Source organism: uncultured Mucilaginibacter sp. (genome assembly GCF_903913935.1).
GTDB lineage: Bacteria > Bacteroidota > Bacteroidia > Sphingobacteriales > Sphingobacteriaceae > Mucilaginibacter.
The window spans coordinates 1-12,970 of record NZ_CAIWNH010000172.1; the positions used below are offsets into that span (position 1 = coordinate 1).

Annotated in this window: 8 protein-coding genes and 1 tRNA gene; 2 read left to right on the plus strand and 7 right to left on the minus strand. The window is 42.4% G+C overall.

The genetic code is table 11. From position 1 onward, the window contains the following. Positions 1-76 precede the first annotated feature (76 nt). A complete protein-coding gene (locus QZY09_RS06430) occupies positions 77-1,933 on the plus strand; it encodes a DUF2779 domain-containing protein (RefSeq protein ID WP_295669777.1) in 1,857 nt (618 codons plus the stop codon). Between the two features lie 109 nt (positions 1,934-2,042). On the opposite strand, the gene QZY09_RS06435 is transcribed toward QZY09_RS06430, so the two are convergent. The 7 genes from QZY09_RS06435 to QZY09_RS06465 form a co-directional block, all read right to left on the minus strand. After that, a tRNA-Asp gene (locus QZY09_RS06435) sits at positions 2,043-2,116 on the minus strand. 137 nt (positions 2,117-2,253) lie between these two features. Further along, entirely contained in the window at positions 2,254-2,889 is a 636-nt protein-coding gene (locus QZY09_RS06440) for a DUF2306 domain-containing protein (protein ID WP_295669780.1), read from the minus strand. Then, complete coding sequence (locus QZY09_RS06445) at positions 2,886-4,757, minus strand: WG repeat-containing protein (RefSeq protein ID WP_295669782.1); 1,872 nt, start codon at positions 4,755-4,757, stop codon at positions 2,886-2,888. Before QZY09_RS06445 ends, QZY09_RS06440 begins: the two co-directional genes overlap by 4 nt. Before the next feature lie 381 nt (positions 4,758-5,138). Then, positions 5,139-6,686: a DHA2 family efflux MFS transporter permease subunit gene (locus QZY09_RS06450; RefSeq protein WP_295669785.1), complete on the minus strand. Its 1,548-nt coding sequence runs from the start codon at positions 6,684-6,686 to the stop codon at positions 5,139-5,141. 103 nt (positions 6,687-6,789) lie between these two features. After that, positions 6,790-7,854 (minus strand): HlyD family secretion protein, encoded by a 1,065-nt coding sequence (locus QZY09_RS06455; RefSeq protein ID WP_295669788.1) that lies wholly within the window; start codon positions 7,852-7,854, stop codon positions 6,790-6,792. Between the two features lie 100 nt (positions 7,855-7,954). Then, entirely contained in the window at positions 7,955-9,322 is a 1,368-nt protein-coding gene (locus QZY09_RS06460; RefSeq protein ID WP_295669791.1) for a TolC family protein, read from the minus strand. Then, complete coding sequence (locus QZY09_RS06465; protein WP_295669794.1) at positions 9,306-9,953, minus strand: TetR/AcrR family transcriptional regulator; 648 nt, start codon at positions 9,951-9,953, stop codon at positions 9,306-9,308. The genes QZY09_RS06460 and QZY09_RS06465 overlap by 17 nt, the downstream gene beginning before the upstream one ends. Before the next feature lie 368 nt (positions 9,954-10,321). Between QZY09_RS06465 and QZY09_RS06470 the strand changes: the two genes are divergently transcribed. Then, the gene (locus QZY09_RS06470; RefSeq protein ID WP_295669798.1) at positions 10,322-12,868 is read left to right on the plus strand and encodes a PIG-L family deacetylase; all 2,547 of its coding nucleotides are present in this window, start codon (positions 10,322-10,324) and stop codon (positions 12,866-12,868) included. Positions 12,869-12,970: the final 102 nt, after the last annotated feature.

The window sequence follows — 12,970 nt, forward strand, 5'->3', positions numbered from 1 at the left end:
GACCATGTTAACGTATTGACGGTTAATTTGATTATTCTTTTCTTTCAACACAAATCGGTGCTCGAGAGCGCACGGAATGCACTGGTCAAGGTCTCCGGAATATCCAGTTGGTGCTTTGGCCAGGGCATATCACCCAAAAGGCGTTCTGATAGATGAAAAATCTACAGAAGCCGCAATAGCAAAAACACGGCAGTATTTGCAGCTCGACAACTGCACACTTTTTGAAGCCGCTATTCAGCATGGTCCGTACCTTGTCAGGACGGACATACTCATCAAAAAAGGAACCCATCTTGAACTAATTGAAGTGAAGGCAAAATCATTTGATTCATCTTCAGACTCCTTTCAAGCCAAGACCGGGGCCATTAGCAATGATTGGAAACCTTACCTGTACGACGTGGCTTTTCAGGAAATGGTCCTGAATTTGTCCTACCCAGAGCTAACAGTAAGTAGCTATTTGATGCTGGCAGACAAAAGTAAACGGGCTACCATTGACGGATTAAACCAAAAATTCAAAATGGTCAGCAAAAACGGTAGGGTAGCCATCGAAACTGATTATATTGAATCCCCGGATGAGCTTGGAGCAGTAATTCTAACAAAGCAGAATGTAACCAGTGAAGTGCAGTGGCTAAAAGATGAGACAATTCAGCTGGAAAGCCAAGAATATAACCTGGCTTCATTTGCTGAGAAAATGGCTGAAGGCCTACAAAGCAACAAAAAATACTACGTCGGTATTAGCAAGCATTGCAATGGCTGCGAGTACGATTCGGACGATAGTCTGCTGCAATCTGGTTTCAAAGAATGCTGGAAGCATCAAACAAATTTCACTGATGACCAGTTGAAGCAGCCCTTGTTATTTGAACTGTGGAGGGGATATCTTGGCCCAAAGGATATAATTACGCCACTGATCACCAGAGGGGATTATAGTCTTAAAGATTACAGGGAAGAGGACTATGCGCCGAAAACACAAAAACCAACTCCGGGTTATTCACCAACGGAGCGAAGAACGCTACAGATTCAAAAATCCATCAGCAATGACATTTCGCCTGCATATCACGAAGATTTCCTAAACGAGCAGTTTCTACAATTTAATTACCCTCTTCATTTCATCGACTTTGAAACGACTGCGTTAGCTATCCCAATGCACGCCGGCCGCAGACCTTATGAATCGATTGCCTTTCAATTTTCCCACCACACGGTTGATCAAAGTGGAAAAATCACCCATCAAACGCAATGGCTGGATACTAACATAGGCGTGTTCCCTAACTTCGAATTTGTCAGGCAATTGAAGTCAGCGCTCGGAAATGACAATGGATCAATATTCAGGTATCATAATCACGAAAACACTATCTTAAATGCCATTTATAGGCAGCTGGCCGAAAGCAATGAAGACGACGCAACCGAACTTTGTGAGTTCATCCGAACTATTACAAATAACAAGTCGGAAAATCACGTAGGTCCGAGAGACATGATTGATCTATATCGTTTGGTCTTAGGAGGATTCTATCATTTATCGATGAAAGGTTCGAACTCGATCAAGGACGTTCTGCCAGCTGCAATTCAGGCCTCAAGCTATTTGCAGAATAAATACTCGAAGCCAGTTTACGGCACTAACGAAATAAAAAGCCTGAATTTGACAAACCATACTTGGTTCATACCTGATGGATCAGGAAATTACGTCAGCCCATACAAAACGCTGCCGGCTATCTTTGAGGGTATTGCTAACGAGAAGCTAGATGAGCTTTGCGCAGACGGCGAAGAGGAGCTTAACGATGGTGGCGCCGCAATGATGGCCTATGCTAAAATGCAATTCACAGAAATGGACCAGGAAGCTCGGGCACGATATAGAGAAGCCTTGTTAAGGTATTGTGAGCTCGATACTTTGGCAATGGTGATGATTTATGAAGGGTGGAAGCATCATTTGGGCAATCTGTGACCACATCGAAAAAGAGCGTCGACAAGCCAAATGTTGTACCTATGTTGTACCCAAAAACAAAATGGCGCTATAAACTTTTGATTTACAGCGCCATTATGCAATTTGTCAGCGGAATGGACGGGACTCGAACCCGCGACCCCGTGCGTGACAGGCACGTATTCTAACCAGCTGAACTACCACTCCGTTAGCCCGTTGGATTTCTCCGTTTGGGATGGCAAATATACGCTTCGTTTTTAATTAAGCCAAGTGTTTTTTAAAAAACATGCTTTTTAATCGCTATTTACCTCAATTTCAGTGAATTTTACTTTTATTAAACGCACTTATCCTGCAATAAAAACCTGTTTCCGGTAATAATAATTTATCCATTCGGCCAAAATAAGGTTCGGCAGCCAGCTTAAAAACGAAATAATGATGTAGTTATTTGCAAAACCTACCCCATTACCAAATACCGTAAAGGCCCAGATATAAAAACGCAGGGTAACCGCGCCAAAGGCCAGTGCATAGCTCCGGCGCATCATTTTGATGTGGTCGTCAATCTTTTTGTTTTTTACCAGCAGCCAGGCAGACAGCGTAAATATCACCCACAATGTATTTTGCAGCAGGAATGAAAGGAAAACCCACCTGCCGCGATCGATAAACAATGTCATGATATAAGCGCCCGGGGCTGCAAAGAATAGTACTCCAAACACATAAACCTTACCAAGCGATTTATGCAGGGGCTTATTATTATATACCTTTTTAGAGAATTGAAAAAAACCCGCCATCAAAATGATGCTACTGCCGATGATATGGCAGTAAAATGCGGGCAGGTACCAGCCCGTTTTAACGGCGGCCTCTTTTAGCTGCAAAAAATGCGAATCGTTTTTAAAATCATAGTACTGCAAAAAAGTACCTGCGCACAGCAATAAAACCCAAAAAAAGGCTAAATACCACAATAGCTTTACAGCAACCTTCATTTCGCGGCAAGGGTGTTGGGTTTTTGCACCTTTATTTTTTTGTTGAGGAAGTCGATGTTGTATTTATCGACATTTGTAAGAGAATCATCGACATTTTCATAAAGTGTAGCCCCATCTCTATTAAAACGGTATTCAAATAAATTCGTCCATTTGGAGTTTTTAAACTTGTAATGATATTGCGCAAAAATCTCGTTTTTGGCATACTGCATCATTTCCGGTGTCATGTGATCAAAACTTTTATCATTAACTGTGTAGCAGCCGTTCAGATATGATTCGTTCATCCGCACGTATTTCGTAAATCCAAAAAATCTTTCATTTGGTAGCGCCTGTAGTTTCCCATTCTTCAGCTTTAAATAAAAGTAGTATGGGGCTTCACCAATGTGCTCATTACCTCCAACATCGGTTGCCAAAAACGCTGTAGTTTCGTACTCAAATAAACTATCACTTAAAGGCATTATATGATTATTCTTGCAATTACCCGATAGTACGACCCCTCCTTCGGCCATTGCATAAAAGATGTTCACCTGGTGGCCAAATATTCTATTTGCTTTTTTATCAATCACCAACACAGCATTGGACTGGTACAAACCGGCCCGGCTACCTAAATAATCATTGATAATTGAATAATATCCTGCTTCAAGCCAGTTGCTTTGCTCCTGCCGGGAATCAAAATTTATCTTATATGAAGCACTCCCATTTTCCATATCATCATACGCTATAGTTTTTCTGATGGGGTTTCTCAAGTCTATCAGACTTGGCAGAATATCCCATTCTACCAGGTATGATGGTGGAATAACAATACTATTACTTAGCTCACGGTCATTATATTCAAGAATATTTTCAGGGTGGTTGTCCGTTATGGTATAAGAATTTCCATAGTCTTTTATCTTGTTTAATATATCAGATATCTTAAAATCCGCTATTCTTTCTGTTACTGTGTAATCTTTTCTTAAATAAAAATAATCATCCCCTTTTCGCAGGGCGGCCAAATTTTGTTCGTCGTTTAAAGGCAAGATTTCATTGTAATTGGCTGGTATTATGATTTTCCCATTTGTGTCGAATAGCCCTTTCTTTTGGTTTTTCTCTACCTCAATTAAACCGGTAATTGTTCCGCCAATATTATGTATCAAATCGTATTCAACAGGAATAATTTCCTTTAACTCTGGATTTAAAAGACCCATTTTGTATCCGGGATCATATCTATCGGTAAGACTATCCAACTTAGCCGCGCTCCATCTACCTTTTACAACAAAATAAAAGGTCTTGTTATCCATATGCTCGAACCAAATTACACTATCATATCTCGCTTTTAATTGGCCAGCAGTTTTAAATGCAGCCAGGGTTATGGGGCTGAACAGATCCTTTTCAGATGATGTTTTGTTTTGTATAAAATTTGCGTAAGCAACATAGTCAGTTAAAAACTGCCGCGCGTCTACCTGGGCGATCTTTAACGTGTGCGGGGCCACCTTATGAATTTTAAGGATCAACACCGATGCTTTGCTGTCCAATTGCTCATGACTGAACTTTGCCGGGATGCTTACTGTTGCCCATTCATCATCAATTATTTTGATCTTTGCCGCGTCGACATCCAGGCTTATACCCGCCAATGGCTTTTCCTTGCCGTTGAGGCTCTTTTTACCAGACAATAAGTTAACCAGTCGTTTTAATACTTTCTGCCTCTTATCGCCATCGAAATAAGCCATCAACGAATCGGTGTTGCCCTCCTTCACCCGGTTATTAAACCCATTCAAAAATTGGTTGACTTCGTCTTTGCCTGTCTTTTCGGCGGTTTTACAACGAACAAAAAGAAACAGGCCTGAAAGTAATAAAATACAGGCAAGATAAATTGGGCCAGGTTTGGATTTCATAGCCCTAATATAACTGGTTTTATTAAATTTAATCAACTAAGTTTAATACCACCGGGAAATAAAGCTGTTAATGCCGCTTTGCAATCCCGGGAGCGATTTTACCTCTGCAAAAAAAATGAATAACGAAAAAAAATACTTGTTTTTACTCTAAAAATTTAAGGACTGGTAAAATTTCATCTATTATTCATAAATAATATTAAACACAGCAAATAAAATTTGCGTATATCCTCAAAAAAGCATTACATTTATAGCCTAGATTAAATAAACCCTGGCGAAATAATATATTTTCTTTGAGGTAGTTAGGATACCGGGGCGGTGATAAAATTTTAATTGTAGTTTTTTGGGGAAAGCCGCCCGCCTTTGGCGGACGGCTTTTTGCTTTTAATGGGCGTCAACCGGCAGTTTGGCCGCTTTCTTAAATGGCTGCAAATAAAGCAGCGGTATCGAAAACAACATTACCAGACCCGAGATCCAATAAGCATCATCATAGGTAAGTAAGATTGACTGGCGGGTTACCGCGCCTTCAATAGCCATATATGCCATATGCAATGCATCTGTTACTGATTTGCCTTTTGCCATAAAGGCATGCTGCAGCATATTCAACCTGTCGTTAAACGCATTGTTATATGGGTTGATATTCGATAACAGGTCACTCCGGTGCTTTGCTGTTCGGATGTGAATAATGGTAGTTAATACCGCTATCCCAAATGAACCACCCAACTGGCGCATCATATTGTTTAATCCGGTACCCTGCCCTAATTCCGGCCCTTTTAAATCGGCTATCGCCAGCGTAGTCAGCGGAACAAACAACAGAGCCATGCCTATACCTCTTATCAGCAAGGGGATCAACACATCTTTCTCACCGGTGCCGAGGGTTGAGTTGCTTAGCATTGTAGTGAACACAAAGAACAAAAACATGCCCGCTGTGGCCATAAACTGCGCCGGTATACCTCTGTTGAGCATCTTACCAATAAATGGCATCATAATGATCGTACACAATCCACCAGGAAATAAAAGCTCGCCGGTTTGCTGCGCCGAAAAGCCGAGCAGGTTTTGACAAAATACCGGGAACACAAAGACGGATCCGTACAAACCAAAGCCGAGCACAAAGGAGGTGAACATACCCACCGCGAAACTTCGATGCCGCATGATCCCGAAGTTTACTATCGGGTAGTCGATACTCATTTCGCGCCATATAAACAGGAACACGCCTAAAATTGCGGCAATGGTAAGCACAAGTATGTAGGTTTTTGCAAACCAGTCTTCCGATTCGCCTTTTTCCAGTATCGTTTGCAAACTGCCTACAGCAACTGCCAGCAGGGCAATTCCCCACCAGTCAACCGGCTTTCCTTTTGCTTCCTTGGGCGTTTCCCTCACAAAGGTGTAGGCACAAAATGCTGCAATGGCGCCGACAGGTATATTTACATAAAAAATCCATCTCCAGGTAGCGTGGTCGGTAATATAGCCGCCAATGGTTGGCCCTACAGTCGGCCCAACTACGGCTCCCAAACCAAACAACGCAGTCGCCGTTCCAATTTGCTCTCTGGGCCAGGTCTCGATCAATATCGCTTGCGAAGTTGATATCAAGCCACCGCCGGCAAGCCCCTGCAAGATCCTGAAGATCACCAGTTCGTCCAGGCTGGTTGAATTGCCGCAGAGAAAAGATGCTATGGTAAATACGATAATAGAAGTTATGAAATAATTTTTTCGCCCGAAGCGGCTTCCAAGCCACCCGGACATGGGGAGTACAATTACGTTTGCAACGGCGTATCCGGTAACCACCCAGGCAACATCCTCCAGCGTGGCACCCAGGTTGCCCTGTATGACAGGCAAGGATACGTTTACGATGGTGGTATCGATTAGCTCCAGTAACGAAGCAACGATAACCGTGATCGTAATGATCCACTTTCTAAAGCCAGTTTCAGCCATTATTTTTTTATTGTTGTGTTAATTTAATGGGTTCATGGTTGATAGATCATAGTTCATGGAAGCTGCAACAACAGCTATGAACAATGAACTATCAACTATTTACTTATTCAGCAACGATCACAGAAACATTCACGCTCATACCCGGGTGCAGTCTGCCCATATCTTCTTTGCTGCCGCTGATCTTAATTTTTACAGGTACACGCTGTACAACCTTCACAAAGTTACCGGTAGCATTATCAGGAGGCAATAAAGAAAATTTAGCGCCTGTTGCAGGTGAGAAATTGAACACTTCTCCTTTTAATTTCATTTCGGGATAAGCATCAACATCTATTTCAACCTTTTGTCCTGAGCGTATTTTATCCAATTGAGTCTCCTTAAAGTTGGCAGTGATATAGATACTGCTATCGTTAACAATGGAGAATAAGGTTTGCCCGGCCTGAACCAGCTGCCCTACCTGCACATTCTTTTTTGATACTATGCCACTGGCTGGTGATTTTATCTGGGTGTATGATAATTGCAATTTGGCGTAATCAACATCCACCTGTTTCTGTGTTACGCCTGTATGGGTAACATTCAGTTGATTTTTTGCAGCGCCTTCAAGTTCAACAGCAGCTTTATATTGATCCTGCGCGGCCCTGTAATTAGCCTGTGCAATTTGCAGATCAGCTTTGGCCTGGTCAAATTGCTGTTTGGTGATTGATCCATCCTGTACCAGGTTTGCGTAACGTGCATAATCCTTGGTAATTTTATCCAGTTGAGCCGAAGCGGATGCCACTTTTGCCTTAGCGCTTGATGAGTTGGCTGCATTTTCAAAAATTTGCGACTGACCAACATTGATATTTGCGCTGGCGCCGGTTTTCGCAGCTTCTGCCTGTTCAACTTTTATTTTGTAATCCTGGTCATCAATTTTCACCAGTTCCTGGTCTTTATTTACGTGTGTATTTTCCTGGAAGTAGATACTATCTACATAGCCGCCAACACGGGCAACAACAGGGCTGATGTCGCCATCAATTTGTGCGTCGTCGGTATCAACGTGTTTACCATAATATATATATTCTTTGATCCCGAAAATAATGCCGATAACCAGTATCAACCCTAAAATAATCGGGAGCACTTTGTTTGGTTTCTTTTTAGGTTCATTTTCCATTGAGTCATTTGCCTTTGCCATGATATTTTTAATTGTTGAATTAGTGATTTAGTGATTTAATGAGTAGGTAATTGTTAATTTCTAATTATCTGCACATTTGCATATCTGCTCATCTGCACATCTACTTGTTGAGTTTTCCGGTTGATTTTATTAAAGTATAATAGGCAAGCCCTGCGTCGGCTTTCGCCAGTTCAAGGTTAATCTCGGCCTGGTAAAGCAATGTTTCTGCGTCGGCCCTGTCAGTTGCTGAGGCGATATTACTTTTGTATTTTGATTCGAGGATCTTATTGTTTTCCCCCGCCTGTTCTATGGATGTTTGCAATAGTTTTATTTTATCAAGCGCCATCATATAGTTTTGATAATCTTCGTTCACCTCGCGCCTCACTTTATTCATGGTGATGAGCTTGCTCAGCGATACTTCATCCTGCTGGATCTTCGCTTCCGCTACCTTATTTTTATTGGTCCACAGTGCCGAAAAATTCCATGATACACCAACACCTAAGGTGAGGGGCAAAATATATTTTCCGCTTTGCGGAAAAGGATCTATCTGTGTATCGATATAATAGGCCGCAGCCGAAGCATTCACCGTTGGCAGCGCATTTGCCTTTATATTTTTAACATTTGTTTCGGCAACCTGAGATCGGAGATCAAGTGACCTTACTTCAGTACGCGCAGCCAAAGCAGTATCAATATAGGCAGTTACCGGCGCTACCTGCCTGTCGGCCTCAGCAATGTCGTTAATAGCTAATGGTGTTCCTTCGGGTAAACCAAGCAAAATATTAAGGTTATAATTTACAATTTTCCTGTTGGTTTCCAGGTCAATGCCGTTTAACTCAATATTTGCGCGTTGCAGCTGGAACCGAAGCACATCATTTTTGGTAACAATACCCTGGTCAAAAAAACGCTGGGCCTGTTTTATTTGCTGATCCACAGTTGCCAGGTTTTGCTCAACAACCTTTTTGCTTTTTAATACCTTATAAAGATTGTAGTATTGGTTGATGATATCATAAGCTACAGCATCCTTGTCATTTTCTGCATCTATCCGCGAGATCTGTGCCAGCAATTCTGTTGATTGTTCGGCATATTTTAAGCGGTTACCCCCGTAAATCACTTCGTTAACAGAAGCAATACCCAAAAATGCGTCAGCGCTTTTGGGCAACGACAAGCTCGTCGGGCCAAAATCCAGTTTGTTGGCCGGTATCTCCGCACGATCATAAGTAAAGCTAGCCTTACCGGTAGGCAGGATGTTATCTTTCGCCTGGTTATACTGCGAAATAGCCTGGTCGATCTTCGATTTTGAGAGCTTTACCACATTGCTGTTTGCCAGGCCCATTTTCAACGCTTCATCAAGAGTGATCACCCTGTCCTGTGCCTTAACCGCGTTGAGGCTGAATAAAGTTAAAATAAATGCCGGGGCGATAAAACGTTTAAACGTTACGGCAGCGGCACTAAAAAATTTTAGTCTTGTGTGTTTATTTTGTGTAATCATTGTCGTTCATTAAGTAAGATTTTAAGAGCTGTTTCATGTACGTTTTGAACCTAGGCTTGAATTTTTCTTCCAAAAATTCTTCGTCGCGGATATCGTGCCCCAGCATTAAAGATGCTATATGCGGCGCGTTAATGATATAATTTTTGGTACCAAAAATGGTCGCTATCATTAGTTCAGGATCGATACCTTTCCCGAAGCTGCCGTTTTTGATCCCTTCTTCAAATATTTTTTTTAACTCCATTACATTGATCATTAATATTTCGGTGATCTTATCGGTAAGGTCCCAACGTTTGCCCATGGACATTTCACGGTTGATCAGTTTTTGAAAGCAATTATTGACAATCATCCTGTCAACATAATTATCAATGCATTTTTCCAGTTTGTCCCACGATGACATGCTTTCATCGTTGCCGATATTTTGAAGCAGTGTTTGAAATGAAGAGATTTTCCGCTCAAAAACTGCCAGGAACAACCCTTCTTTCGACCCAAAATAATAATTGAGCATTGCCATATTCACACCTGCTTCGCCTGAGATCATCCGGGTGGAGGCCCCGTCGAAGCCGAGATCAGAAAATATCCTTTCGGCTACATCAAGGATATGGTCCTTCTTATCAATTTTGTCTTTATCCATTGTATTTCTCCATCAAAATTAATCAAACGATTGATTGGCTTGGTCATTACTTTGTCAAGTTAGAATAAGTGCCTGATATTCAATAAGAAAATTTTAAACGATTGATTAACAAACGCGGAATAAATATTGTTTTCAATTATTTTAACTACGACCGGGCGGTTGTAAATTGGACAGGATGAGGGTGGGAAAGTTGGAATTTTGAAAGGTTGGAAGGTTGTAATGTTACTTGCCAATTCAACATATTTAGCGAAAAACAATAATATAGCGATCAAATCCGAAATCGAACATTCGACATCCTAAATTCAGGGCATTGTTAAATTATTGATACACTTTAGTATGCTATTTATCTTTCAATATATTTGTTAGCTATGAACCGCATCAAAATTTTTATTGCCTTTTTATGTTTGGCTCAGTTTGGTTTTGCGCAAACCGCGCCGCCTGCCGACCTGGTTTCGATTGAGCAGAATTTTAAAAAACTGGACGTTTTAGGGAGCGTGCTTTATGTAGCCGCGCACCCGGATGACGAAAATACCCGGCTGCTGGCTTACCTGGCCCAGGAAAAACATTACCGCACCGGTTATCTTTCGATGACACGCGGCGATGGCGGCCAAAACCTGATCGGTAATGAACAAAGCGAGTTGTTGGGATTAATACGCACCCAGGAATTGCTGGCAGCCCGCAAAGTTGACGGCGCAGAACAGTTTTTTACCCGTGCCAACGATTTTGGTTTCTCAAAAGGGCCGGGCGAAACGTTAAAAATATGGGATAAAGAAAAAGTTTTAAGCGATGTGGTCTGGGTGATCCGTAAATTCAGGCCGGATGTAATCATCTGCCGCTTCCCTACAACCGGCGAAGGCGGCCACGGGCACCATACTTCATCAGCGATATTAGCGCAGGAAGCATTTACCGCCGCCGCCGACGCCAATCGTTTTCCTGAACAATTAAAATATGTGCAAACCTGGCAGGCAAAAAGGCTGTTGTGGAATACCTTTAGTTTCGGCACCGTGAATACCACCGCGCCCGACCAGTTTAAAATAGATGTGGGTGTATATAACCCCATCATTGGCAAAGGCTATGGCGAAATGGCTGCCGAAAGCCGCTCGAACCATAAGACGCAGGGCTTTGGTTCGGCCAGGCAACGTGGCCAGGCATTTGAGTTTTTTAAAACCATTTTAGGCGATGCCCCGAACACCGACCTGATGGATGGCGTAAATACCAGTTGGGGACGGGTAAAAGGAGGGGAAGACATCGGATCGGAGATTGAAAAGATCCGTAAGGATTTTGATATGGACCATCCGGAGAAATCTGTAAAGGCATTGGTTGCTTTAATTGATAAAGTTGAGAAAGTTCCTGACGAGTATTGGCGGCTTATAAAAATCGAAGAACTGGACGATTTGATCGCAGCGTGCGCGGGGTTGTGGTTTGAGAGTTATGCGGCAGAACCAGTTTATGCGATGGGAGATGATATTCAAGTTAAAACCCAAGTTATTTTAAGGTCAAGTATTAAAGCCCAGATATTGAGCATTTATTACCCATTTTTTAATTACGGCCATTTCTCGTTCAATCGAGTTTTTTCTAACGCAGATACCGCCCTAAAAATCAATGATAACGTTCATGATTTTACCTATAAAATTAAAGTCGACTCGGTAACACAGCCGTATTGGCTCAAGTACCCGCATCCGATTGGGTACTACAATGTTGATTATTTAGATAATATAGGTGCAGACATGGTAATTGCAGATAAAGTTTCGGAGGATATGGAGCAAAAAACACGTGCCGAAAATACGAATTTTGCCATTCATCCGACAATCCTCTTCAGAATACAGAACAAGGAAATTCAATTAACAGCACCAGTACAATATAAATACGTAGATCCCGCCCGTGGAGAAATCTATCAGCCGCTGGTTGTCGCCCCCCCGGTAACCGCCAATATCACGGCAAAAAACTACATTTTCAATTCAAAACAGCCGCAGAATGTAGAGATTAAACTGCAAAGCTTTACCAAAGCTGCAGGCAGCATAAGCATAAAACCAATGGCGGGTTGGAGGGTGAGCCCTGAAAAAATTGATTTTACCGGGAAAAATAAAGGTGATGAATGGGCGGTGAATTTTGAAGTTACGCCAACCGGCAATCACCCTCAAACAACAACACTGGAAGCGGTTGTTGAGGTGGGCGGCAAAACTTTTTCAATGGGCATCCAGCAAATCAAGTATGAACATATCCCCAATATTACTTTGTTCCCGCCGGCAGAAGCTAAACTGATCGACCTTAATTTAAATATTGTTGGCAAAAAGATCGGCTATATCCCGGGTGCGGGAGATTTGGTGCCGGATGCACTTAAACAGGTTGGCTATGACGTGCATATATTAAGCGAAAATGAAATCCTGAACGGCGACCTATCGGGCTATGATGCCATTATTACCGGGGTGCGGGCCTATAATGTAAACCCGCGCCTGGCGGTGGAGCAGCCAAAACTGCTGGAATATGTGAAGAAGGGTGGCAACCTTGTAGTACAATATAATAACAACAATGGGCTGGCTACCAAAAATATCGGCCCGTACCCATTCAGCATAGTAAACAAAAGGGTTACTGATGAAGAGGCCAAAATAACAGTTTTAGATCCGCAGGAGCCTTTGCTCAATTATCCAAACAAAATTACCCAGGATGATTTTAACGGCTGGGTACAGGAACGCGGTTTATATTTTGTAGGCGATATCGACCCAAATTATAAATCCCCGCTGCAAATGAATGATCCGGGCGAAGCAGCCAATAATGGCGCGCTCATCGTGGGCAATTACGGACAGGGCAGGTTTGTTTATACCTCGCTGGCATTCTTCAGGCAACTGCCTGCGGGCGTTCCGGGCGCATACAGGCTTTTTGTGAATTTATTGAGCAAGCCGAAGAGCAAGCCCTGAGGAAAGGTGAAAGGTGAAAGGTGAAAGGTGAAAGGTGAAAGGTGAAAGGTGAAAGGTGAAAGGTGAAAGGTGAAAGGTGAAAGGTGAAAGGTGAAAGGTGAA

Bases quoted from the DNA above. Each gene is read 5' to 3' on its own strand.
- QZY09_RS06450 (WP_295669785.1), bottom strand. From the start codon at position 6,686: ATGGCTGAAACTGGCTTTAGAAAGTGGATCATTACGATCACGGTTATC.
- QZY09_RS06460 (WP_295669791.1), bottom strand. From the start codon at position 9,322: ATGATTACACAAAATAAACACACAAGACTAAAATTTTTTAGTGCCGCT.
- QZY09_RS06445 (WP_295669782.1), bottom strand. From the start codon at position 4,757: ATGAAATCCAAACCTGGCCCAATTTATCTTGCCTGTATTTTATTACTT.
- QZY09_RS06440 (WP_295669780.1), bottom strand. From the start codon at position 2,889: ATGAAGGTTGCTGTAAAGCTATTGTGGTATTTAGCCTTTTTTTGGGTT.
- QZY09_RS06465 (WP_295669794.1), bottom strand. From the start codon at position 9,953: ATGGATAAAGACAAAATTGATAAGAAGGACCATATCCTTGATGTAGCC.
- QZY09_RS06455 (WP_295669788.1), bottom strand. From the start codon at position 7,854: ATGGCAAAGGCAAATGACTCAATGGAAAATGAACCTAAAAAGAAACCA.
- QZY09_RS06470 (WP_295669798.1), top strand. From the start codon at position 10,322: ATGAACCGCATCAAAATTTTTATTGCCTTTTTATGTTTGGCTCAGTTT.
- QZY09_RS06430 (WP_295669777.1), top strand. From the start codon at position 77: ATGCACTGGTCAAGGTCTCCGGAATATCCAGTTGGTGCTTTGGCCAGG.